Raw genomic sequence first — 23,460 nt, forward strand, 5'->3', positions numbered from 1 at the left:
GTCACACCTCCCTGGAGTCCGAGCCGGTGGCGATGTTGGCCGGCTCCCGCTCGGCGACCACGCGCCTGGTGCGCGGGCTCGGTGGTACCTGCAGGTCCATCGGGGGCAGCGGGAAGCTGCCGTACGGCCGGTCGTTGACCTGTTCCTGGAGCGTCGCCTTCGGCTGCGGCTTCCGGCTGGGCCACAGCAGCGTGGCGAGCAGCAGGATGCCGGCCGGGATGCCGACGGCGATCATCTTGCTGCGCGAGTCCCAGTCCTCGATCGAGCGCAGGCCGGCCAGGACCAGGATCCAGACCAGGTTGATCGGGAGCAGCACCTTCCAGCCGAGGCGCATGAACTGGTCGTAGCGCAGCCGGGGCAGCGTGCCCCGCAGCCACACGAAGACGAAGACCAGCATGACGACCTTGGCGAAGAACCAGAGCATCGGCCACCAGCCGGAGTTGGCGCCGGCCCAGATGGTGGTGATCGGCGCCGGGGCCCGCCAGCCGCCCAGGAAGAGCGTCGTGGTGACCGCGGACATGGTGACCATGGCGACGTACTCGCTGAGCATGTAGAGCGCGAACTTCAGCGAGCTGTACTCGGTCATGTAGCCCGCGACCAGCTCGGACTCCGCCTCCGGCAGGTCGAACGGCGCGCGGTTGGTCTCGCCGACCGTGGAGATGAAGAAGATGATGAAGCTCGGCAGCAGCAGGATCGCGTACCAGCCGGGGGCCGGGATCTCGAGGCCGCCGATACTCAGCTGGGTGCCGTTTCCCTGCGCGGCGACGATCCCGCTGGTGGACATCGTGCCGGCGGTCATGAAGACCGCCACGATGCTCAGTCCCATCGCGACCTCGTACGAGATCATCTGGGCGGTGGAGCGCAGGCCGCCGAGGATCGGGTAGGTCGAGCCGGAGGCCCAGCCGCCGAGCACGATGCCGTAGATGCCCATGGACGAGCAGGCCAGCAACACCAGGACCGCCACCGGCACGTCGGTGACCTGCAACGGCGTCCAGTGGCCGAAGATGCTCACCATCGGGCCGAACGGCACCACCGACAGCGAGGTGACCGCGCAGATCACCGAGATCGTCGGGGCGAAGAAGAAGACGACCTTGTCGGCCGCCCTCGGCAGGATGTCCTCCTTGAAGGCCATCTTCAGACCGTCGGCGAGGGTCTGCAACAGACCGAACGGGCCGGCCTGGTTGGGGCCGGGCCGCACCGCCATGCGGCCCACGACCCGCCGCTCGAACCAGACGCCGAGCAGCGTGGCGAGCAGGCCGAAGGCGAAGGCGAAGACGATCTTGATGAGGACCAGCCACCAGGGGTCCCGGCCGAAGTCGGCCAGCGTCGGGTCCTGGGCCAGGTAGGCCGCGTTCACTGGACGCCCCTCTCGTTCTCGACCGCGTGGGCGGAGATCCGCACGACCGCGCCGGACGTCGCACCGAGGCTGCGCCGCACCGTCGAGCCGGGCGAGTTGGTCGGCAGCCAGACGACGCCGTCCGGCATCTCGGTGATCTCCGCCGGCAGGGTGAGCGCTCCCCGGTCGGTGCCCACCGTCACCGGGTCACCGTCGGCGACGGCGAGCGCCTCCGCGGTGCCCTTGCCCAGCCGGACCACCGGCGGGCGGGCGGTGCCGGCGAGGTGCTCGTCGCCGTCGGTGAGGCTGCCCAGGTCGATCAGCTGGTGCCAGGTCGCGAGGACCGCCTCGCCGGCGCCCGGCTGCCGCACCGCGGCCGGCTCCACCGACGGCGTGGCGGGCCGGTTCGTGCGGGTCCGCGGCAGCGCACCCAGCTCCCGGCGGACGCTGAGCACGTCGCCGGTGCCGAGCCGCACGTCGAGCTGCGCGGCGAGCGCGTCCAGCACCCGGCCGTCGGTCATCGCGGCGGTGCGCAGCACCGCCTCGAAGGTGCGCAGCCGGCCCTCCCAGTCCAGGAAGCTGCCGGCCTTCTCGGCCACCGGGGCGACGGGGAAGACGACGTCGGCCCGGCGGGCCACCGCGCTCATCCGCAGCTCCAGGCTGACCAGGAACGGCACCTCGTCGAGGGCGGCCTCGGCCAGCCGCGGGTCGGCCAGGTCGGCCGGGTCGACCCCGGCCACCACCAGCGCGCCGAGCTGACCGCCGGCGGCGGCGGCGAGGATGCCGTCGGTGTCCCGGCCGGCCTGGCTCGGGATCACCCCGGCCGCGATGTCCCACGCCTCGCCCAGCTCGGCCCGGGCGGCCGGCTCGTTGACCAGGCGACCGCCGGGGAGCAGGTTGGGCAGGCAGCCCGCGTCGATCGCGCCACGGTCGCCCGCGCGCCGCGGCACCCAGGCCAGCTTCGCGCCGGTACGCCGGGCCACGTCGGCCGCCGCGGAGAGGCCACCCGGCACGCTGGCGAGGCGCTCGCCGACGATCAGGATCGCGCCCTCGGCGCCGAGCGCCTCGGCGACCGTCGCGTGCTCGGCGAGCACCGTGGCCTCCTCGCCCGGCACCACCCGGGCCAGCTTGGCCCCGAGCTTCTCCAGGCCGCGGGTGGCGAACGGCGCGATCGCGTACACCGTGAGCTTCTTCTTCAGGTACGCCTTGCGCAGCCGCAGGAAGAGGATCGGGCACTCCTCCTCCGGCTCCAGCCCGACCAGCACCACCGCCGGCGCCTTCTCCACGTCGGCGTAGGTGACGTCGGTGACGCCGGCGACCGAGCTGGCCAGGAAGTCGGTCTCCTCGCGGGAGACCGGGCGGGCCCGGAAGTCGATGTCGTTGGTGTTCAGCGCGACCCGGGCGAACTTCGCGTACGCGTAGGCGTCCTCGACGGTCAGCCGACCGCCGGTGAGCACCGCCGTGCCCCGGCCGCCGTCCCGCGCCGCGCGCAGCCCCTCGGCGGCGACGGCCAGCGCCTCGCTCCAGGCGGCCTCACGCAGCTCGCCGGTCTGCGGGTCGCGGACCAGCGGGGTGGTGAGCCGGTCGAAGGCGCGGGTGTACTGGAAGCCCCACCGCCCCTTGTCGCAGTTCCACTCCTCGTTCACCGCCGGGTCGTCGCCGGCCAGCCGGCGCAGCACCTTGCCCCGTCGCCAGTCGGTGCGCTGGGCGCACCCGGCCGAGCAGTGCTCGCAGACGCTGGGGGTGGAGACCAGGTCGAACGGGCGGGCCCGGAACCGGTACTGGGTGCCGGTCAGCGCGCCGACCGGGCAGATCTGCACCGTGTTGCCGGAGAAGTACGAGTTGAAGGGCACGTCGCCAGACTCGGCCGCGGCGTCGGCGGACCCGGGGCAGCCCATGTCCGCGTCGACGCCGTAGTCCTCGTCCCGGTAGATGTTGATCTCCTCGGCGGACGACCGGCCCATCAGGTCGATGAACTTGTCGCCGGCGATCTCCTCGGAGAACCGGGTGCAGCGCTGGCAGAGCACGCAGCGCTCGCGGTCGAGCAGCACCTGGGTGCTGATCGGCAGCGGCTTCGGGTACTCCCGCTTGTGCTCGTGGAAGCGCGAGTCGGCGCGGCCGGTCGACATCGCCTGGTTCTGCAGCGGGCACTCGCCGCCCTTGTCGCACATCGGGCAGTCGAGCGGGTGGTTGAGCAGCAGCAGCTCCATGACCCCCTCCTGCGCCTTCTTGGCGACCGGCGAGGTGAGCTGCGTGCGCACCACCATGCCGTCGGCGACGGTCTGGGTGCACGAGGCGACCGGCTTGCGCTGCCCCTCCACCTCGACCAGGCACTGGCGGCACGCACCGGCCGGGGCCAGCAGCGGGTGGTCGCAGAACCGGGGGATCTCCGTGCCCAACTGCTCGGCGACCCGGATCAGGAGCGCCCCCTTGGGGGCGGTGACCTCGACGCCGTCGATGGTGAGCGTGACGGTCTCGGTCTGCTTCGCTACGTCGGTCATTAGTGGGCTCCCACCAGCTGCTTGTCCGACAGCTTCGGCGCGGTACGTCCCTCGATGTAGTCGAGGTAGTCCTGCTTGAAGTACTTCAGCGAGGAGGTCACCGAACTGGTCGCGCCGTCACCGAGGCCGCAGAACGAGCGGCCGAGGATGTTGTCGCAGGTGTCCAGCAGGGTGTCGAGGTCCTCGTGGGTGCCCTGGCCGGCCAGGATCCGCCGGTAGACCCGGACCATCCAGTAGTTGCCCTCCCGGCACGGGGTGCACTTGCCGCACGACTCGTGGTGGTAGAACTCCAGCCACCGGTAGGTCGCGTAGACCGGGCAGTCCTGGTCGGAGAAGATCTGGGTGGCCGTGGTGCCCAGGATCGAGCCGGCCGCCGCCACCCCCTCGAAGTCCAGCGGCACGTCCAGGTGCTCGGCGGTGAGCAGCGGCGTCGACGAGCCACCCGGCGTCCAGAACCGCAGGTTGTGGCCGGGCTGCATGCCACCGGCCAGCTCGATCAGCTCGCGCAGGGTGACGCCCATGCCGCACTCGAACTGGCCGGGGTTGGCGATCCGGCCGGAGAGCGAGTAGATCATCGGGCCGGACGACTTCTCCGTGCCCATGGTCTTCCACCACTCCGCGCCGCCGAGGACGATGTACGGCACGCTGGCGATGGTGCCGACGTTGTTGACCACGGTCGGGCTCGCGTACAGGCCGTGGGTGGCCGGGAACGGCGGGCGCAGCCGGGGCTGGCCCCGGAAGCCCTCCAGCGAGTCCAGCAGCGCGGTCTCCTCGCCGCAGATGTACGCCCCGGCGCCCGAGTGCACGACCAGATCCAGGTCGAACTTGGAGCCGAGGATGTTCCTGCCGAGGTAGCCCTTGGCGTACGCCTCCCGCACCGCGTTGCGCAGTCGGCGCGCGGCGTGCACGGCCTCGCCGCGGATGTAGATGTAGGCGCGGTTGGCCCGGATCGCGTACGACGCGATGATCACGCCCTCGACGAGCGCGTGCGGGTCGTGCGTCATCAGCGGGAGGTCCTTGCAGGTGCCCGGCTCCCCCTCGTCGGCGTTGACCACGAGGTAGTGCGGCTTGCCGTCGCCCTGCGGGATGAACCCCCACTTGAGGCCGGTCGGGAAGCCTGCGCCGCCGCGACCGCGCAGGCCCGAATCCTTGATCAACTGGATCAGGTCGTCCGGGTGGGCCTTGACCGCCTTGCGCAGGGCCGCGTAGCCGTCGAGCTTCTCGTACGTGCCGATCCGCCAGGCGTCCGGCGAGAGCCAGCGCTTGGTGAGGACGGGCGTCAGCTTGGCCAGGGTCTCCGGCCGGGGAGTGGTCACTTCTGGACCCCCGTCTCGCTCGCGGCGGCGGGGCCCGCGCCAGCGGCGCCCGCCCTCGCCTCGGCTTCCTTGAGGTTGCGCTGCTGCGCCCCGGCCTCGTCGCCGGCGGGCTTGCCGTCGCCGGCCGGCGGGTTGGCCGCCACCCCGGCGGCCTCGGCCTCCCGCGCGTCGCGGGGCGCCGGCGGCGTGTTGTCCGCCGGAACCCTGGTGCCGGGCGCGTCCGGCACGGCGGTCGCCGCGTCGGGCTGCCGGGTCTCGGCGGCCCGCACCTCGGGCGACTTGCCGTCCGGGGCCTTGACGTCCCGGGTGGTGCTGCCGGCCGCCGCGGCGGCGGGTGCCCGCTCGCCGGTGCCCGCGTTGCCGGCCGCACCCGTGGCGGGCCCGGCACCGTTGCCGCTCGCGGCGGCGGCGGGCGCGGGGGCCGGCTTCGCGGCCTCGCTACGGGCCTTCGCCTCGGCGGCGGCCTTGTCGGCCTCGGCCTTGCTGCGGATCGGGGTGTTCGGGTCGAAGCCCGGCACCGAGATGCCGTGCTGCTGCGCCAGCCGCAGCCCGCGCAGGGTCGGCTCGCCCGGCCCGCCGTCGGCGACCGCGCCCTCGCGCTCGTCGGCGAAGCCGGCGAGCTGCACCGCCATCTCCTTGAGCGTGCAGAGCCGGGCGCCCCGGGTCGGCATCGGCCGGCCGCCTGCGCGCAGCTCGTCGACCACGCCGAGCGCGGCCTGCGGGTTCACGTTGTCGAAGAAGTCGTAGTTGACGGTCATCACCGGGCCGTAGTCGCAGGCCGCCAGGCACTCGGCGTGCTCCAGGGTGATCTTCCCGTCGGCCGTGGTCTCGTCGTGCCCGACGCCGAGGTGCTCGGTGAGGGCGTCGTAGACCTCCTGGCCGCCGAGCACGTTGCACATCGTGTTGGTGCAGACGCTCACCAGGTAGTCACCGGTCGGCCGGCGCTTGTACATCGTGTAGAAGGTGGCGACCGCCCCGACCTGGGCCTTGTTCAGGCCCAGCACCTCGGCGCAGAACGCCACGCCGGCCGGGGAGACGTAGCCCTCCTCGGACTGCACGAGGTGCAGCAGCGGCAGCAGCGCCGACCGGGACCGGTCGGCCGGGTAGCGGGCGATGATCTCCCGCGCCCGCTCCCTGGTCTCGTCAGTGAAAACACTCATCGGTCACAACCACCCATCACGGGGTCCAGCGAGGCGCCGCCGGCGATCACGTCGGCGATCAGACCGCCCTCGGCCATCGCCGGGAGGGCCTGGAGGTTGACGAAGCTCGGCTCCCGGTAGTGCACCCGGTACGGCCGGGTGCCACCGTCGGAGACGGCGTGCACGCCCAGCTCGCCGCGGGGGGACTCGATCGCGACGTAGACCTGGCCCGGCGGCACCCGGAAGCCCTCGGTGACGAGCTTGAAGTGGTGGATCAGCGACTCCATGGACTGACCCATGATCTTCGCGACGTGCTCCAGCGAGTTGCCCATGCCGTCGACGCCGATGGCGAGCTGCGCCGGCCACGCGATCTTCTTGTCGGCCACCATCACCGGGCCCGGCCTGAGCCGGTCCAGAGCCTGCTCGACGAGCTTGAGCGACTCCCGGATCTCGGCGAGCCGGACCACGTAGCGGCCCCACACGTCGCCGTCGGTGTGCGTCGGCACGTCGAACTCGTACGTCTCGTAGCCGCAGTAGGGCATGGTCTTGCGCAGGTCCCAGGCCAGGCCCGCGGAGCGCAGCACCGGGCCGGTCACGCCGAGCGCGACGCAGCCCGTCACGTCGAGCACGGCGACGTTCTTCGTCCGCTCGATCCAGATGGGCTGGCCGGAGAGGAGGTTCTCGTACTCCTTGAGCTGCTTCGGCATCAGCTTCAGGAACTCGCGGATCTTGACGATCGCCTCGTCCGGCACGTCCTGGGCGACACCGCCCGGCCGGACGTACGCGTGGTTCATCCGGAGACCGGTGATGATCTCGAAGATCTCCAGGATGTACTCACGCTCGCGGAAGCCGTAGAGCATCATGTTGATCGCGCCCAGCTCCATGCCGGTGGTGGCCAGCCAGACCAGGTGCGAGGAGATCCGGTTCAGCTCCATCATCAGGACCCGGATGGTGTTCGCCCGCTCGGTGATCTGCTCGGTGATGCCGAGCAGCTTCTCCACCGCCAGCGCGTACCCCGTCTCGTTGAAGATCGGGGAGAGGTAGTCCATCCGGGTCACGAAGGTGCTGCCCTGGACCCAGTTGCGGTACTCGAGGTTCTTCTCGATCCCGGTGTGCAGGTAGCCGACGACCGAGCGGGCCTCGCGGACCGTCTCGCCCTCCAGCTCCAGGATCAGCCGGAGCACACCGTGCGTCGACGGGTGCTGCGGACCCATGTTGACGACGATCCGCTCGTCGTTGATCGGGTCGGTCCCCGAGACGACGCTGTCCCAGTCGCCACCGGTGACGGTGAAGACCTTGCCTTCGGTGGTCTCGCGCTCGGTGGCGTAGTTCGACGTGGTCATTTCAGCCCTCCGATCGGGACTGCGGGGCTCGCAAGCTCACTCCTCGCACCGGTCACTGGTACGACCTCCGCTGGTCCGGCGGCGGAATCTGGGCGCCCTTGTACTGGACCGGCACGCCGCCGAGCGGGTAGTCCTTGCGCTGCGGGTGGCCCTCCCAGTCGTCCGGCATGAGGACCCGGGTCAGGTTGGGGTGACCGTCGAAGACGATGCCGAACATGTCGTACGCCTCGCGCTCCTGCCAGTCCGCCGTCGGGTAGACCGACGTGACGCTCGGCAGGTGCGGCTCCTCGACGGAGACCGCGGCCTCCAGCCGCACCGTGCGGCGGTAGGTCATCGAGGTGAGCTGGTAGACGACGTGCAGCCGGCGGGCGTCGGCGCCGAGGTAGTCCACCCCGGACACCGAGGAGCAGAGTTCGAAGCGGAGCGCCATGTCGTCCCGCATCACCTGGCAGACCTCGGCGATCCGCTCGGCGCGGACGTGCAGGGTCAGCTCGCCGCGGTCGACCACGACCTTCTCGACGGCGTCGGCGAAGGCGGGGTACGCCTCCTCCAGCGCGTCGCGGACCTCGTCGAAGTAGCCCCCGTACGGCCGGGGGGCGTCCTCGATGGTCTGGCGCTGGCGGACCAGGCCGCCGAAGCCGGACACGTCCCCGGAGCCCTGGTTGCCGAACATGCCCCGGCCGGCCGGGCTGGCGGGCGGGTACTCGGCGGGTGCGGTGCTGCTGGCGCCGGCCGGCGTGACCGGCACCGGCACCCCGCCGTCGTCTTTCCTGTCCTGCGGCGCGGTCACTTCTGGACACCCCCGTGCTGGTGCAGGTGGTTCTGGGCCTTCATCCAGTTCTCGATCCGCAGCTGCTCCTCGCGGCCCTCGCGGACCGCCTTGGTCCACTCGGCCCGCCGGGCCTTGTCGCTGCGGTAGGACGACGGCATCGAGCCGTAGGGCACGACCGGGACGTCGCCGCGGGCCTGCCGCGCCTCGAGCATCTTGCGGCCGTTCGGGCCGAGCGGCTCGTGCCCGATCTTCTCGCGCAGCTTCAGGACCGCGTCGATGAGCATCTCGGGCCGGGGCGGGCAGCCCGGCAGGTACATGTCGACCGGCACGATGTGGTCGACGCCCTGCACGATGGCGTAGTTGTTGAACATGCCGCCGCTGCTCGCGCAGACGCCCATGGAGATCACCCAGCGGGGCTCCGCCATCTGGTCGTAGATCTGGCGCAGCACGGGGGCCATCTTCTGGCTGACCCGGCCGGCCACGATCATCAGGTCGGCCTGCCGGGGCGAGGCCCGGAAGACCTCCATGCCCCAGCGCCCCATGTCGAAGTGCGGGCCGCCGGCGGCCATCATCTCGATCGCGCAGCAGGCCAGCCCGAAGGTGGCGCCCCAGACCGACGTCTTCCGCGACCAGTTGACCAGCTTCTCCACGGAGGTGAGCAGGACACCGGCGGGGAGCTTCTCCTCGATACCCATCTGAGGTTCCTCCCTCAGTCCCAGTCCAGCCCGCCGCGCCGCCAGACGTAGGCGTACGCGACGAAGACCGCGACGATGAACAGGACCATCTCCACGAAGCCGAAGATCGGCAGGGCGTCGAACGAGACCGCCCAGGGGTAGAGGAAGATGATCTCGATGTCGAAGACGATGAAGAGCATCGCCGTCAGATAGAACTTGATCGGGAACCGTCCGCCGCCCACCGGCTGCGGGCTGGGTTCGATGCCGCACTCGTACGCCTCGAGCTTGGCCTTGTTGTAACGCCGGGGACCGGCGAAGCGGGCAGCGCCCACGGAGAACAGCGCGAACCCCGCGGCGAGGGCGAACAGCCCGATGATCGGTGCGTAAGGCGAGAGCGACATCGTTTTCTCCTGCTCGTCCTTCCCTGCCCCTGGTCCTTAACAAAAATCACACTATTCACATCCCTCGCGACGACCGTCGCCGGGGGTCGGCCCGTCCGGCCGGCGGCCGTCACACGGCTGGCGCCGCCCTGGTCATCGCGTTGATGACGCGGTCCATGGCGTCCCCGTCCCGGGGGTCGGTCAGGTTCGCCAGCAGCTTGAGCACGAAGCGCATCAGCATCGGGTGCGGCATGCCGTGCTTCGTGGCCATCCGCATGATCTCGGGACGGCCGATGAGCTTCACGAAGATCCCGCCCAGCCGGTAGTAGCCGCCGAAGCGGGCCTTCAGCTCCGCCGGGTAGGCCGCCAGGGCGCGCTCGCGGTCCGCGCCGGCCGGGCGCGCGAGCGCCTGCACGGCGACCTCCGCGGCCAGCTCGCCGGACTCCATCGCGTACGCGATGCCCTCGCCGTTGAACGGGTTGACCATGCCGCCGGAGTCGCCGACCAGCAGCACACCCCGGGTGTAGTGCGGCACCCGGTTGAAGCCCATGGGGAGCGCGGCGCCGAGGATCGGCCCCTCCGCGTTCGCCTCGTCGGTCATGCCCCAGTCGGCGGGGGTGTTCGCCAGCCAGTCGGTGAGCAGCCGGCGGTAGTTGGTCTTGCCGAAGGCCGACGAGGAGTTGAGCACGCCGAGGCCGACGTTGACGCGGCCGTCGCCGAGCCCGAAGATCCAGCCGTACCCGGGCAGCAGCTTGTCGCCGCTGTCCTTGCTGCGCAGCTCCAGCCAGGACTCCAGGTAGTTGTCGTCGTGCCGGGCCGGCGAGCGGTAGTAGCGCCGGACGGCGACGCCGATCGGCCGGTCCTCGCGCTTGGCCAGCCCGAGGGCGAGCGGGAACCGACCGGAGACCCCGTCGGCCGCGACGACCAGCGGCGCGTGGAAGGTGGCGGGCTCCCGGTCGGGGCCGACCTCCGCCACCACGCCGGTGACGCGGTCGTCCGGGCCGAGCACCGGGCCGGTGACGTTCACGCCGGTGCGCAGCTTGACGCCGGCGGCGACGGCGCGCTGGGCGAGCAGGTCGTCGAAGTCGAGCCGGGTGCGCACCAGGCCGTAGTTGGGGAAGCTCGCGAGGTCGGGCCAGTCCAGCTCCAGCCGGATGCCGCCACCGATGACGCGCAGGCCCCGGTTGTGCAGCCAGCCCGCCTCGGGCGAGGTGTCCACGCCCATCCGGATCAGCTGCCGCACCGCGCGCGGGGTCAGCCCGTCGCCGCAGACCTTCTCCCGGGGGAACTCCGTCTTCTCCAGCAGCAGCACCCGAACGCCGTGCCGAGCCAGGTGGTACGCGGTAGCCGACCCACCGGGACCGGCGCCCACGACGATCACGTCGGCGTCGTGCTCCACCGCGGCCATCTCGCGCCTCCTCCCGCTCGCTCGTGAAATGCTTCACAAGCCCAGACGGAGGGAGTCTATGACCGACGCCATAACCTCGCCGGATCAGGGGTACCTAAGTTGCCGGAGACACGCCGGCCGAGGTCGGGGGCCGGGCGTCAGTGCCCGGCGGAGGCGGCCGCGCCCAGGCCGGCGTCGAGCCGGATCGTCTCCGGCAGGTGCTCGCGCAGCGCCCCGCCGGCGACCCGGTCCAGCGCGGCCAGCACCTCGGCGACGACCTGACGGACGTCGGCGGGGTCCGCGCCGGCCAGCTCCCTGAGCTGGGCGACGAGTTCGGCCGCGTCGTCGTCGGCGACCTCCGCGCCGGTCGCCTGGTCTGGTGCCGTCATGGAGGCGAGCTTACGGAACAAGATGGACTAAATCTCCGAATTCCGGCGAATCGATGGAGCGTCGCCGGACACCCGGGAAGGGTCAGCTCCGGACCGCGCGGTGCAGCGCCGCGACGCCACCGGTCAGGTTGCGCCAGGCCACCCTCTCCCAGCCCGCCGCGCCGACCCGCGCCGCGAGCGCGGGCTGGTCGGGCCAGGCCCGGATCGACTCGGCCAGGTAGACGTACGCGTCGGGGTTGCTGGAGACCGTGCGGGCCACCACAGGCAACGAGCGCATCAGGTACGACAGGTAGACCGTGCGGAACGCCGGGTTGACCGGGGTGCTGAACTCGCACACCACCAGCCGGCCGCCCGGCCGGGTGACCCGGGCCAACTCGCGCAGGGCGGCGTCGGTGTCACTCACGTTGCGCAGCGCGAAGGAGATGGTCACCGCGTCGAAGGTGGCGTCGGCGAAGGGCAGCCTCAGCGCGTCGCCGGCCAGCAGCGGCACCCGGGGGCGGGCCCGCTTGCCGACGCGCAGCATGCCGAGGGAGAGGTCGGCGCCCACCGCGTACGCCCCGGAGTGCGCCAGTTCCTCGGTGGAGACGCCGGTGCCGGCGCCCACGTCGAGCACCCGGTCGCCCGGCCGCAGGTCGAGCGCGGCCCGGGTGGCCCGCCGCCAGGACCGGTCCTGCCCGAAGGAGAGGACGGTGTTGGTCAGGTCGTAGCGGGCCGCCACGCCGTCGAACATCGCGGCGACCTCGTGCGGCTGCTTGTCCAGGCTGGCGCGCCGGCCCTGCGGGATGCTCACGTCCCCCACTCTGCCAGCCCGGCTCCCGCCGGCGGCCGGTGGGTCGGCGACCGGCCGGGTACGGCACAGGGGCGGGGTGGTCGTCCACCCCGCCCCTGTCGCGTTAACAGTCGGTCAGTCGGTCGACTTCTCGTCGCCGGGGGTGACCAGGACCACGTCGCGCCGCCGGGAGACCAGCAGCAGCGCGCCGCCGGCCAGCAGCACGGCGGCACCGATGCCGCCGATCAGCCCGGCCTGCACGCCGGTGACCGGCAGCCCGCCGCCACCGCCGCCGCCACCGCCCGGGGTCGCGGTCGGCGTCGCCGTCGGCCCGCCGCTCGGGCCGGGGGTCGGGGTCGGCTCGCCCGTCGGGTTCGGGGTCGGCTGCGCCGAGAGGTCGACGAGAGCCTCGAAGATCGCGTGGTTGTCCATCATGTCGACCTCGGCGAAGGTCTTGCGCTGCGTCCGGTCGGCTGCCCGTGGCGCCGACAGCGGCTCACCCTCGGCGGCGTCCAGCCCGTACGCGAAGAGGTCGCCCTCGCGCAGCACCGGCTCGGTGACGCCGTCGCCCACCTTCACCGTGACCTCGGCGGTGTAGTACTGCCCGCGGCGCAGGGTCACGCCGGTGTCCTCGCAGAACACCCGCGCCTTGCCCTCGACGGGCTCCTGCTCGGCGCAGCCCTCGGGCAGCGTCACGAAGCTCACCCCGGCCGGCAGGACGAGGCCGTAGAAGATGCCGGTCGCCGGCCGGCTGCCGTCGTTGTAGACCGCCCAGTCCAGCGGGACCGTCTCGCCCCGGCGCACCGGCTTCAGGTCCGGCTCGTCGGCCACCGCGCCGTTGACCACGACGTTGGCCTGGACGTCCTGCACCCAGGCGGTGAGGTCGTAGCCGGGCTTGGTCACGGTGATCGGCACCGCGACGTCGTCCCCGATCTTCGCCTGGGGGGTCTCGGTGCGCAGGCCCACCTTCAGGGTGCCGCCGTCGCCCTTGCCGCCGGTGCTGAACAGCGGGATGCCGAATTCCGCACTGGTGCCGGCGCGGACGTCGCCGAGGAGGCAGTCGTAGACGCCGCCCGCTTCGGGCTGGCAGCCCTCCGGCACCACGAAGCCGACCCGGTTCTGCTTGAGCCGCCGGGTGTCCACCTTGACGTGGACGTTCCTGGCGTCGGCGGCGCCCGAGTTCGTGACGGTGAACTTGAACGGCTTGGCCTTGGCGGCCTTCACGCCCCTGGCCAGGTGGTAGCTGGTCGGCGCCAGGGCCAGGTCCGCCTGCTCGGCGGCGTGCGCCGGAACGGCGACGGTGGTCAGGGCGCCCGCCGCGAGGAGGGCCACGGCCCCGGCGCGGGCCAGGGCCGAACGGTGGAACAGGGTCATCGGTCCCCCGGGGGTAGGGAAGGAGCGGGTGGTCGCGGAATCGAGCGGACGGTATCGAAGGGCCGTCTGGCCGCGCCAGCACGACGATCATGTTTCAGCCGTACGTCCAGCCCGGTCGGACCGACGGTCGGGCGGTACGGACGCCAGCCGTCCGCTGCGTGCGCCCCGCCGCGACACACAGTGAGGGCGGGATGGTCACCCATCCCGCCCTCACTGCCGTGCGTTATGTGAACGACCCTCACGGGTCGATGGGGGAAACCGTCAGGCGGTCGGCTTCTCGTCGCCCGGGGTCACCAGGACGACCCGACGCCGACGCGCCATCACGAACATCACCGCACCCGCGACCAGCACCACGCCGCCGATCCCACCGATGAGGGTGGTCTGCGCGCCCGTCACCGGCAGGCCCCCGTCGCCGCCGCCCTGGCCGCCCTCGGCCGCGACGACGACCGCGTAGCCGTCGGTGTTGTCGGTCGTGTCCACTTCGGTGGCCGCGACCGCCTCGGCGTTGGCCGGGAGGGCGTTGCGGCCCGCGGCACGCGTGATCTTCGCCTCGGTGCCGAGCGCCTCGACGGTGACCTTGCCGCCGGTCAGGCTGCCGGCCCTGACGTCCTTGCCGACCGAGAGCAGGTGGTAGAACCGGCCGCCCGAGATCAGGTCGTCCTTGGCGTCCTTGTCCTGCGAGACGGGAATCAGGTCCGCGTCCTGGTAGGTGCAGACCAGGGAGGTCTTGCCGGAGTCGTACTCGCAGCCCTGCTCGACCTCGGCGAAGGTCACGCCCTTGGGCAGCTTCACACTGATCTTCAACCCGGCGGCGACGGCGTCGCCCTGGTTGAAGGTCGAGTAGATCAGCTGCGCGGTCTCGCCGGCGTGCAGGTCACCGACGACCTTGATCTTGTTGCCCTCGACCTTGACGGCCTTGTCGACGTCGCTCGCCACCACGGTCAGGTCCGGGCCGGTGCCCTCGACCTTGACCTTGACGGTCACCTCGTTGTCGGACTCGTCGGGGTCGGTGCCCTCGTGCAGGATGATCGCGCTGATCTGGCCGGCGTCGCCGGTCGTGCCGGCCTTGCGCGTCAGCGGGAAGCCCCAGTCGATGTCCGCGCCGGCGGGGAGGACGCCGCCCTTGATCCCACAGAGGATCAGGCCGTCCTCGCGGGGGTTGCACCCGGACTCGTCGATGTCGACCTTGCTGGTGTCCAGCTTGCTGATGTCCAGGCCGACCAGGACGGAGGTGGCGTCCACCTTGCTCTTGTTGAGCAGGGACACGGTCGCGGTCTTGCCCGGCGCGCCCACCGCGATGGTGGTGCCGGTCGCCTCGATGGCCAGGTTGGCCGAGTCCTCGGCCAGGGCCGGGGCGGCGAAGAGGCCCGCGGTGAGGATCCCGGCGGCACCGGCACCGACGTACGCCAGTGCACGGTTGCGGAAAGTCATTGGAGTGGTCCCCCCGTGGGGTGAAGGAAAGGTACGGCCGGGGACGCTAGCGGTCCTCGATCACGCCCGCCACCCCGTCGAGCGGCGGCGTGAACAGGGCGGCTAAGAATCGCCTAAGGATTGCCCGGATTGATATGTCTTAGCGCGGCCGACCCCCTGTTCCCCGAGCTCAAACGGCAATCGAAACGAGATCAACGGGCCACGGGCCCTCACCCGATCAGCCGAACGGCGGATGCCGGAAAATGTCACGCTCCGTCGATCGGCACTCACCGACCGGTCGACGTACGCCGACCCCCCACCGTCGGTCGACGGTGGGGGGTCGGTTGGTTCGCAGTGGCCGCCGGCGCGCGGCGGTCAGCGGGCGTCGACCAGCGGAAGGGCCTTCCCGGCGCCGCCGCCCGGCATGGCGATCGAGGAGAAGTGCGACACCACCCGCTCGTCGGTCGGATCGTCGGCCGGCGTGTGGTGCACGGCCAGCCGGCGGTAGAGCGTGTCCCGCTGGGCGGGGATCCGGTCGGCCGAGCGGATCATGCCGATCAGCTCGTGCAGGTTGGAGCGGTGCCGCGCGCCGGCGGAGGAGATGACGTTCTCCTCCAGCATGATCGACCCGAGGTCGTCCACGCCCAGGTGCAGGGCGAGCTGCCCGACGTCCTTGCCGGTGGTCAGCCAGGACGCCTGAAGGTGCGGCACCGTCTCGAAGAAGAGCCGGGCCACCGCGACCAGCCGCAGGTACTCCAGGGAGGTGGCCTGGGTGCGGCCCTTGAGGTGGTTGTTCTCCGGCTGGTACGTCCAGGGGATGAACGCCCGGAAGCCCTTCGTGCGGTCCTGCACGTCGCGGATCATCCGCAGGTGCTCGATCCGCTCGGCGGCGGTCTCGCCGGTGCCCATCATCATGGTCGCGGTCGACTCGACGCCCTGCCGGTGCGCCAGCTCCATGACCTCCAGCCAGCGCTCGCCCGACTCCTTCAGCGGCGCGATCGCCCTGCGCGGCCGGGCGGGCAGCATCTCGGCGCCGGCGCCGGCGATCGAATCCAGCCCGGCCGCCTTGATCCGGGCGATGGCCTCGTCCAGGCTGACGCCCGAGACCTTGGCCATGTGCAGGATCTCGCTCGGGCCGATGGAGTGGATGGCGAGCTGCGGGTACGCCTTCTTGACCGAGGAGAAGAGCTCCTCGTAGTACTCCACGCCGTAGTCGGGGTGGTGCCCGCCCTGGAGCATGACCTGGGTGGCGCCCAGCTCGACCGCCTCGCCACAGCGGCGCAGGATCTCCTCGGTCGGGTGGGTCCAGCCCTCCCGGTGCTTCGGGGCCCGGTAGAACGCGCAGAACTTGCACGCCGTCACGCAGACGTTGGTGTAGTTGATGTTGCGGTCGATCAGGTACGTGACGACGTTGTCCGGGTAGCGCCGCCGGCGTACCGCGTCGGCCGCCTCGCCGAGGGCGTGGAAGGGCGCCTCGGTGTAGAGCAGCAGTGCCTCCTCGGGCGTGATCCGCCCGCCGTCCGCGCCACGCTGCAGGATGTCGTCGATCTCCCGGCTCACACTCACCCCCCGAGCCTACGTCGCCGCGACCCCGGCCGGGCTCGCCGGACTCCTGTCGACCACGCCACAGCCCCGGTCGCTGGGCCGGCGATCGAGGGACTTACCCGTAGTTGATCGATCAATTAACATGCGTGGATGACTCCGGACCCGCCTTCCCCAGCACGCCCCCCGCTACCCCGCCGCACGCTGCTCGGCCTCGCGCCGCTCGCCGCCGCCCTGGCCGTCGCGGTGACGGGCCGCCCGGCGCGGGCGGCGGCGGCGCCGGAGTGCCTGGCCGACCTGGCGGCGGGCTGATGGCCACCATCCCCTGGCTCGCCGACGTGCTCCGCGCCGCCGGCGTCTCCGTGGTCGAGCACGGCAACTGGCTGGGCCGGGTGGCCGGCAGCTCGTTCGACCCGATCGGCGTGCTCTGGCACCACACCGCCGCCACCTCCAGTGCCAGCAACCCGCACCCGGCGCTGAACGTCTGCATCAACGGCCGGTCCGACCTGCCCGGCCCGCTCTGCCAGGCGCTGGTCGACTACCACGGCGTCTTCCACGTCATCTCCGGCGGCCGGGCCAACCACGCCGGCGTCAGCCGCGGCAGCGGCCCCATCCCGGCCGGCGACGGCAACACCCTGATGATCGGTTGGGAGATCGACTACAACGGGGTCGGCCAGTCCATGACCGGCGCCCAGTACTCCGCCTCGGTGCTCGCCACCGCCGCCGTGCTGCGGCGGCTCGGCCGGGACGCCAGCCACGCCCGTGGACACCGCGAGACGAGTACCAGCGGCAAGATCGACCCGTCCTTCATCGACCTCGACTCGATGCGCGCCGACGTGGCGCGCCAGCTCGTCGGCAACCCGCCCCTCGACCTCATGGAGAACGACATGAAGCTGATCCAGTCCACCAACCGGGGCATCGCCCTGGTCGGCCCCGGCTACTTCCGGCAGCTCCGTGACAACGAGGAGGTGCACGCCGCGGTCGCGCTGGTCGGCCAGCCCCTGGTCGGCAACGACCGCCAGTTCGACCTGTGGCGCAGCATCGCCTACGACGGCCAGGTCAAGGCCCCGAGCTGACCGTTGGCGGCACGGGGCGGCGGAGCAGGGAGCACCCCGCACCGCCGGCCCCGCCGCGCCGAACGGTCGGGCTCAGGCGTCGTAGTCGACCGTGAGCCGGTCGGTGGTCGGGCTGGACTGGCAGGTCAGGACGTAGCCGGCGGCCACCTCGTCCGGCTCCAGCGCGTAGTTGCGGGCCATCGTGACCGCGCCGTCGACCACCTTGGCCTTGCAGGTCGAGCAGACCCCGCCCTTGCAGGCGTAGGGCAGCTCGCCGCGGACCTTGAGCGCCGCGTCCAGGACCCGTTCCTCGCGCCCCATCGTGAAACTCGACGACCGGCCGTCCAGCAGGATCGTCACCTCCGCGCCGCCCCCCGGTCCGTCGGCCGGGCGTCGCGGCGGGGCCGGGGCCTCGGCGACGTGGAACAGCTCCGTGTGCACCGCCGACGCCGGCACGCCCCGCGCGGTGAGCACCTCCCGGGCGTCCACCACCATCGCGTACGGGCCGCAGAGGAACCACTCGTCGACGGTGTCGCCGGGAACCACGGTCTCCAGCAGCCGGCCCAGCCGGTCGGCGTCGATCCGGCCGGAGAGCAGCGGCGACTCGCCCCGTTCCCGGGAGAGCACGTGCACCAGGTGCAGCCGGGTCGGCCAGCGGTCCTTCAGGTCGGCCAACTCCTCGGCGAACATCACCGTGTTCGCCGTGCGGTTGCCGTACACCAGGGTGAACGTGCTGGCCGGCTCGACGGCGAGCGCCGTGGCGACCAGCGCGAGCACCGGCGTGATGCCCGAGCCGGCGACCACCGCGCCGTAGTGGCGGACCCGGTCCGGGGCGAAGGCCGTGGTGAAGTGCCCGAGCGGCGGCAGCACCTCGACCGTGTCGCCGCCGCGCAGCGCGCCGCAGGCGTACGCGGAGAAGGCGCCGCCGGGGATCTCCCGCACGCCGATCCGCAGTCGGCCGTGTCGGGCCAGGTCGTCCGGGGTGGAGCAGATGGAGTACGACCGCCGCACGTCCTCACCGGCGGCCCCGGGGCGGCGGACGGTGAGGTGCTGGCCCGCGGCGAACGCGAACGTCTCCCGCAGCTCGGCCGGCACGGCGAAGGTGACCGCCACGGCGTCGTCGGTGAGCCGGTCGACGGCGGCGACGGGGAGCGGGTGGAAGACCGGCCGGCGACGGACCGGGCGGGTGATGGTGACAGTCACAGCGCCTTCAGGTGGTCGAAGGGTTCACGGCAGGAACGGCAGCGCCAGAGCGCCTTGCACGCGGTCGAACCGAAGCGGCTGACCTGCTCGGTCTCGGGCGAGCCGCAGCGCGGGCAACGGACCGCGAGGGTCAGCGCCACCGCGCCGGCGGCGCGGACGGGCGACGGCGGGGCGATGCCCGCGTCGGCGAGCTTGGCCCGGCCCGTGTCGGAGATCCAGTCGGTGCTCCACGCCGGGCTGTAGACGGTGCGCACCTCGGCGTCCGGATGCCCGGCCACGGCCAGCGCCCGGCGGATGTCGGCGCGGATCACGTCCATCGCCGGGCAGCCGGTGTAGGTGGGGGTGATGGTGACGACCACCCGGCCGGTGGTCGGGTCCTCGTCGACCGCCCGCAGGATGCCGAGCTCGTCGATGGTGACGACCCGGATCTCCGGGTCCACCACCGCCGCGGCGGCCTCCCGCGGAGTCACGGGCGCCGCCCTCCGTTCGCGACCGCGCCGCTCACCACGCGCGCCCTCCGTTCCCGACCGCGCTGTTCACCAGCGCGCTCCGGGATGGGCGCGGTGCAGCACCTGCATCTCGGCGAGCAGGTAGGAGAGGTGCTCGGTGTGCACGCCGTCCCGCCCCCCGGCCGGCGCCCAACCCGGCTCCGGCCGGGTCAGCGTGGCCTCGTCGAGCACGGCGGAGACGGTGGCGTCGAAGTCGGCCCGCAGGGTGGCCGGGTCGACGGGCGCGCCCGGGTCGGCCGCGAACAGCTCGTGGACGTACGGCCAGACCTGCTCGACGGCCGCCTGCATCCGCCGGTGCGACTCCTCGGTGCCGTCGCCGAGCCGCTTGACCCACAGCGAGGCGTGGTCGAGGTGGTAGGCCGACTCCTTGCGGGCCTTGGCGCCGATCGCGGCCAGCCGCTCGTCGGCGCATCCGGTCAGCGCGGTGTAGAGCGGAAGCTGGTACGCGGCGAGGAAGAGCAGCTTCGCCATGGTGACCGCGAAGTCGCCGTTGGGCAGCTCGACCAGCAGACAGTTGCGGAACTCCCGGTCGTCGCGGAGGAACGCCAGCGCGTCCTCGTCCCGGCCGGCGCCCTCCAGCTCGCCCGCGTACGACAGCAGGAGCCGGGCCGCGCCGAGCTGGTCGAGGGCGATGTTCGCCAGGGCGATGTCCTCCTCCATCTCCGGCGCGCGGGTGGTCCACTCGGCCAGCCGCTGGGCCGCGACGAGCGCGTCGTCGCCGAGGGCGAGGGCGAAGTCGAAGGGGCCGTTCACAGGTGCGCCACCCCGTCCGGCACCTCGTAGAAGGTGGGGTGGCGGTAGACCTTGTCGGCCGCCGGGTCGAAGAAGGCGTCCTTCTCGTCGGGGCTCGACGCGGTGATCGCGCCCGCCGGCACCACCCAGATGGAGACGCCCTCCTGGCGGCGGGTGTAGAGGTCCCGGGCGTTGCGCAGCGCCAGCTCGGCGTCGGGGGCGTGCAGGCTGCCCACGTGGGTGTGCGACAGCCCGCGCCGGGCCCGCACGAAGACCTCCCAGAGCGGCGAGGATTCCCTACTCACGCGGCCACCATCTCCTTCTTCTCCGCCCGCTTGGCGGCGTACGCCGCCGCGGCCTCGCGCACCCAGGCGCCGTCGGTGTGGGCGCGGCGGCGGTGCTCCGCCCGCTGCCGGTTGCACGGCCCGTCGCCCTTGATCACCCGCATCAGCTCGTCGTAGTCGGGCTGGGTGAAGTCGTACGACTGCCGGGACTCGTTCCAGCGCAGGCCCGGGTCCGGCAGGCTCAGGCCGAGGATCTCGGCCTGCTGCACGCACATGTCCACGAAGCGCTGGCGCAGCTCGTCGTTGGAGAACCGCTTGATCTTCCAGGCCATGGACTGCGCCGAGTGGGTCGAGTCGGTGTCCGGCGGGCCGAACATGGCCAGCGACGGGTACCACCAGCGGTCGACGGCGTCCTGCGCCATCGCCTTCTGGCCCGGTGTGCCGTGCGCCAGCGTGTGCAGGATCTCGTAGCCCTGCCGCTGGTGGAACGACTCCTCCTTGCAGACCCGGATCATCGCCCGCGCGTACGGCCCGTAGGAGCAGCGGCAGAGCGGGACCTGGTTGACGATGGCCGCGCCGTCGACCAGCCAGCCGATCGCGCCCACGTCGGCCCAGGTCAGGGTGGGATAGTTGAAGATCGAGCTGTACTTCTGCCGACCGCTGAGCAGCAGCTCGACCAACTCGTCGCGGCTGATCCCGAGGGTCTCGGCGGCGGCGTAGAGGTAGAGGCCGTGGCCCGCCTCGTCCTGGACCTTGGCCAGCAGGATCGCCTTGCGCTTCAGCGACGGGGCGCGGCTGATCCAGTTCCCCTCCGGCTGCATGCCGATGATCTCGGAGTGCGCGTGCTGCGCGATCTGCCGGATCAGCGTCTTGCGGTACGCCTCGGGCATCCAGTCGCGCGGCTCGATCTTCTGGTCGGCGTCGATGACCTCGGTGAAGTACGCCGCGAGGTCCTCGTCCGGGCCGGGGGCGGCGCTCCGGCGGCCCCGCGCGGCGGCCTCCCGCAGCGCCGCCTCGGCCGCCTCGACCTCGCCGAGCAGGCCGCCGCCGGGTGCGTCCTCGGCGGAGAAGTCGTTGCCATACATGGGGTCAAGTGTTACAGCTCGCCTCTCGGGACACCAGAGGGTGTAACAGTTTTCCGGAGACAGTTTCGGGATGCGCCGACGACGTTCGGTGACGGCCAAACTATGACTTCGGTCACCAGGCGAAGATGAATCCTCTCAACAGCCGCATAGCGGCTCGTTATCCCGCCTTCATGGCAAGTTGCCAGGTGTCACGTTCTGGCGCCCCGCCGATCCGCACGTAGACTTCCCCCGTCACACCGATCGGCTGCCGACGATCGCCCGAGCATCCGGAGTCCCTCCCCCGGCCTCGGCGGTCCACCGATCCGTCCGGACAACAGCCGGTCCCCCGGCCCTGACACCTGGAGCTCGTCCACTCATGCGTTCCCGCGTGACCCTGGTGCTCGCCGTCGTGGCGGTCCTTCTCGGTGCCGGTCTGCTCGTCCCCGCCGCGTACGCCCGCCTGGCCGGCGACGCCGCGAGCGGCGGAAGCGGCGGCGGGAGCGTCGCGGCGCCCGCGCCCACCCCGCCGGCGCCGCCGACCCTGGCCGCCGGCCCGGTGACGGTCGACTTCAAGGGCGAGTTCTTCTCGTGGGCCCTGATGGACCGGGAGAGCGGCGAGATCTCCGGGTCGAAGAACCTGGCCTCGACCAGCTCCACCGAGTCGATGATCAAAGCCTGGTTCGCGGCGGACTACCTCCGCCAGCTCGGCGACAGGCCGCTGCCGGCCGAGCGGAGGAAGCAGATCGCCGCCGCCATCCGGGACAGCAACGACGACGCCGCGAACGCCCTCTACGGTGCGGTGGGCCGCGCCGCGACGATCAAGCGGATGGTCGGCACCTGCAAGCTCACCGACACCAAGCCGGGCAACGTGCCGGGCTACGTGGGCTGGTGGAGCTTCACCCGGATGTCCCCGCGCGACGCCGCCCGACTCGGCGACTGCATCGCCGACGGCACGGCCGCCGGCCCCAGGTGGACGAAACTCCTGCTGGACGAGATGAGCAAGGTCAGGGGCAGCACCGCCGCCAAGGACCAGAAGGCCCGCTCCGGCGGCGGCCGCTGGGGAATCATCGACGGCCTTCCCCAGTCGATCGTCGACCAGGGCCCGGTCAGCATGAAGAACGGCTGGACGCCCCTCAACTACGACGGCAACTGGCACGTCAGCTGCCTCGCCGTCACCGACAGGTGGAGCCTCGCCGTGATGCTCCGCTACCCCCTGAAGAGCGGGCTGAACTACGGCGCGCAGATCTGCGCCTCCGTCGCGACGCAGCTCGTGACCCCGCAGCCCGGCGCCGCCCTCAAGGTGCCGCAGCGGCCCGCCGGGAAGCTCTGATGGCGCGACGACGCCGGGACGACGGGCACGCCGACGCCTCCCCCGGCAGGCTGATCGCCATCGCGCTGGTCCTCATCGGCCTGGTGCTCGTCTCGCTGCGGCTGCTGCCGGGCTCGCCGTTCGAGTCCACCGCCGCCGCGACGTGGGGCGCCCCCGCCGGCTCGGCCGAGCGCGCCACGGGCAGCCCGGGCGACCGCAGCTCGCGGCCGTCGCCGAAACCGAGCCCGACGCCCGAGCCGCTGCCCTTCGAGGCCAGGGACCTCGACCTGGACATCGACGGCTGGTACTCCTGGAGCGTCCTCGACCGCCGCAGCGGCGAGATCATCGGCTCGGAGAACATGGAGGAGACCAGCACCACCGCGTCGCTGATCAAGGCGTGGATCGTCGCCGACTACCTGCGCCGCGCCGACGACGCCGGCCAGACCCCGAGTGCCGCCAAGCTCGCCGACGCCACGAAGATCATCCGGGACAGCGACAACACCCGGGCCGAGCAGTTCTACAACACCGTCGGCCGGTCCGCCTCGATCAAGCGGCTGCTCTCGCTCTGCGAGCTGACCGACAGCGGCGTCGCCACCGACGGCGGCTGGAGCCGGACGAAGCTCTCCCCCCGGGACACCGCCCGGATGGGGGCCTGCATCGCCGACGGTCGCGCCGCCGGGCCGAAGTGGACCACCTGGCTGATCAAGGAGATGCGGCTGGTCCGGGGCGGCGGCGACTTCGGCATCCGCAAGGCCTTCCCGGCCGCGGAGCGCAAGACCATTGCCATCAAGAACGGCTGGATCGACCGTACGCGCGAGCAGGAGATGCACATCAACTGCCTCGCCATCGGCGACACCTGGACGATGGGCGTGATGGTCCGCTACCCGATCGGCAAGGGCTACGAGTACGGCATGACGAACTGCCAGAAGATCACCGAAGCCCTCCTGCGCTCCACCCCCTGAACCCGTCCCG

23 protein-coding genes are annotated in these 23,460 nt (G+C 72.0%); 4 read left to right on the forward strand and 19 right to left on the reverse strand.

The window, feature by feature from the left end; genetic code table 11:
- Position 1: 1 nt before the first annotated feature.
- The 14 genes from nuoH to mqnC all read right to left on the reverse strand — a co-directional run bounded on the left by nuoH (position 2) and on the right by mqnC (position 16,356).
- On the reverse strand, positions 2–1,357 hold the full coding sequence (gene nuoH / locus V6V16_RS07890) for an NADH-quinone oxidoreductase subunit NuoH (protein ID WP_334560966.1): 1,356 nt from the start codon (positions 1,355–1,357) through the stop codon (positions 2–4).
- The gene (locus tag V6V16_RS07895) at positions 1,354–3,837 is read right to left on the reverse strand and encodes an NADH-quinone oxidoreductase subunit G (RefSeq protein ID WP_334560967.1); all 2,484 of its coding nucleotides are present in this window, start codon (positions 3,835–3,837) and stop codon (positions 1,354–1,356) included. Before V6V16_RS07895 ends, nuoH begins: the two co-directional genes overlap by 4 nt.
- Positions 3,837–5,153 (reverse strand): NADH-quinone oxidoreductase subunit NuoF, encoded by a 1,317-nt coding sequence (gene nuoF, locus V6V16_RS07900; RefSeq protein WP_334560969.1) that lies wholly within the window; start codon positions 5,151–5,153, stop codon positions 3,837–3,839. Before nuoF ends, V6V16_RS07895 begins: the two co-directional genes overlap by 1 nt.
- Positions 5,150–6,313, reverse strand: a complete 1,164-nt coding sequence (gene nuoE / locus V6V16_RS07905; RefSeq protein WP_334560972.1) for an NADH-quinone oxidoreductase subunit NuoE — start codon at positions 6,311–6,313, stop codon at positions 5,150–5,152. The genes nuoF and nuoE overlap by 4 nt, the downstream gene beginning before the upstream one ends.
- Positions 6,310–7,635, reverse strand: a complete 1,326-nt coding sequence (locus V6V16_RS07910) for an NADH-quinone oxidoreductase subunit D (RefSeq protein WP_334560974.1) — start codon at positions 7,633–7,635, stop codon at positions 6,310–6,312. Before V6V16_RS07910 ends, nuoE begins: the two co-directional genes overlap by 4 nt.
- A gap of 52 nt (positions 7,636–7,687) precedes the next feature.
- Positions 7,688–8,425, reverse strand: a complete 738-nt coding sequence (locus V6V16_RS07915; protein WP_334560976.1) for an NADH-quinone oxidoreductase subunit C — start codon at positions 8,423–8,425, stop codon at positions 7,688–7,690.
- Entirely contained in the window at positions 8,422–9,102 is a 681-nt protein-coding gene (locus V6V16_RS07920; protein ID WP_334560977.1) for a NuoB/complex I 20 kDa subunit family protein, read from the reverse strand. Before V6V16_RS07920 ends, V6V16_RS07915 begins: the two co-directional genes overlap by 4 nt.
- Before the next feature lie 14 nt (positions 9,103–9,116).
- A complete protein-coding gene (locus V6V16_RS07925; protein ID WP_091099323.1) occupies positions 9,117–9,482 on the reverse strand; it encodes an NADH-quinone oxidoreductase subunit A in 366 nt (121 codons plus the stop codon).
- Positions 9,483–9,591: 109 nt separating this feature from the next.
- Positions 9,592–10,869 (reverse strand): geranylgeranyl reductase family protein, encoded by a 1,278-nt coding sequence (locus V6V16_RS07930; protein ID WP_334560980.1) that lies wholly within the window; start codon positions 10,867–10,869, stop codon positions 9,592–9,594.
- 137 nt (positions 10,870–11,006) lie between these two features.
- The gene (locus V6V16_RS07935) at positions 11,007–11,237 is read right to left on the reverse strand and encodes a hypothetical protein (protein WP_334560982.1); all 231 of its coding nucleotides are present in this window, start codon (positions 11,235–11,237) and stop codon (positions 11,007–11,009) included.
- Positions 11,238–11,319: 82 nt separating this feature from the next.
- Positions 11,320–12,027, reverse strand: coding sequence for a demethylmenaquinone methyltransferase (locus V6V16_RS07940; RefSeq protein WP_334560984.1), 708 nt, complete (start codon positions 12,025–12,027; stop codon positions 11,320–11,322).
- Between the two features lie 114 nt (positions 12,028–12,141).
- Positions 12,142–13,380 carry a cell wall anchor protein gene (locus V6V16_RS07945; RefSeq protein WP_334560987.1) on the reverse strand — a complete coding sequence of 413 codons (1,239 nt, stop codon included), beginning with the start codon at positions 13,378–13,380 and terminating at the stop codon, positions 12,142–12,144.
- Between the two features lie 261 nt (positions 13,381–13,641).
- The gene (locus V6V16_RS07950; protein ID WP_334560989.1) at positions 13,642–14,811 is read right to left on the reverse strand and encodes an LPXTG cell wall anchor domain-containing protein; all 1,170 of its coding nucleotides are present in this window, start codon (positions 14,809–14,811) and stop codon (positions 13,642–13,644) included.
- A 354-nt stretch (positions 14,812–15,165) separates the two neighbouring features.
- A complete protein-coding gene (gene mqnC / locus V6V16_RS07955) occupies positions 15,166–16,356 on the reverse strand; it encodes a cyclic dehypoxanthinyl futalosine synthase (protein ID WP_334560990.1) in 1,191 nt (396 codons plus the stop codon).
- Between the two features lie 129 nt (positions 16,357–16,485).
- Between mqnC and V6V16_RS07960 the strand changes: the two genes are divergently transcribed.
- Both V6V16_RS07960 and V6V16_RS07965 read left to right on the forward strand, forming a co-directional pair.
- On the forward strand, positions 16,486–16,644 hold the full coding sequence (locus tag V6V16_RS07960) for a hypothetical protein (RefSeq protein WP_334560992.1): 159 nt from the start codon (positions 16,486–16,488) through the stop codon (positions 16,642–16,644).
- Entirely contained in the window at positions 16,644–17,408 is a 765-nt protein-coding gene (locus V6V16_RS07965; protein WP_334560994.1) for a peptidoglycan recognition protein family protein, read from the forward strand. The genes V6V16_RS07960 and V6V16_RS07965 overlap by 1 nt, the downstream gene beginning before the upstream one ends.
- Before the next feature lie 72 nt (positions 17,409–17,480).
- Here the strand turns inward: V6V16_RS07965 and paaE are convergent, their stop codons facing one another.
- The 5 genes from paaE to paaA all read right to left on the reverse strand — a co-directional run bounded on the left by paaE (position 17,481) and on the right by paaA (position 21,200).
- A complete protein-coding gene (gene paaE / locus V6V16_RS07970) occupies positions 17,481–18,590 on the reverse strand; it encodes a 1,2-phenylacetyl-CoA epoxidase subunit PaaE (protein WP_334560996.1) in 1,110 nt (369 codons plus the stop codon).
- Positions 18,587–19,060, reverse strand: a complete 474-nt coding sequence (gene paaD, locus V6V16_RS07975; RefSeq protein WP_334560999.1) for a 1,2-phenylacetyl-CoA epoxidase subunit PaaD — start codon at positions 19,058–19,060, stop codon at positions 18,587–18,589. Before paaD ends, paaE begins: the two co-directional genes overlap by 4 nt.
- Before the next feature lie 66 nt (positions 19,061–19,126).
- Positions 19,127–19,852 (reverse strand): 1,2-phenylacetyl-CoA epoxidase subunit PaaC, encoded by a 726-nt coding sequence (gene paaC, locus V6V16_RS07980; RefSeq protein ID WP_334561001.1) that lies wholly within the window; start codon positions 19,850–19,852, stop codon positions 19,127–19,129.
- Positions 19,849–20,136: a 1,2-phenylacetyl-CoA epoxidase subunit PaaB gene (paaB, locus tag V6V16_RS07985; RefSeq protein ID WP_334561003.1), complete on the reverse strand. Its 288-nt coding sequence runs from the start codon at positions 20,134–20,136 to the stop codon at positions 19,849–19,851. The genes paaC and paaB overlap by 4 nt, the downstream gene beginning before the upstream one ends.
- Positions 20,133–21,200, reverse strand: a complete 1,068-nt coding sequence (paaA, locus tag V6V16_RS07990) for a 1,2-phenylacetyl-CoA epoxidase subunit PaaA (RefSeq protein WP_334561005.1) — start codon at positions 21,198–21,200, stop codon at positions 20,133–20,135. The genes paaB and paaA overlap by 4 nt, the downstream gene beginning before the upstream one ends.
- Before the next feature lie 355 nt (positions 21,201–21,555).
- Here paaA and V6V16_RS07995 point away from each other — a divergent pair, with 355 nt between their 5' ends.
- Together V6V16_RS07995 and V6V16_RS08000 are read left to right on the forward strand one after the other, a co-directional pair.
- The gene (locus tag V6V16_RS07995; protein ID WP_334561007.1) at positions 21,556–22,509 is read left to right on the forward strand and encodes a hypothetical protein; all 954 of its coding nucleotides are present in this window, start codon (positions 21,556–21,558) and stop codon (positions 22,507–22,509) included.
- Complete coding sequence (locus V6V16_RS08000; RefSeq protein ID WP_334561009.1) at positions 22,509–23,450, forward strand: hypothetical protein; 942 nt, start codon at positions 22,509–22,511, stop codon at positions 23,448–23,450. The genes V6V16_RS07995 and V6V16_RS08000 overlap by 1 nt, the downstream gene beginning before the upstream one ends.
- Positions 23,451–23,460: the final 10 nt, after the last annotated feature.

It is taken from the genome of Micromonospora sp. CPCC 205561, assembly GCF_036906775.1.
Taxonomy (GTDB): Bacteria; Actinomycetota; Actinomycetes; order Mycobacteriales; family Micromonosporaceae; genus Micromonospora.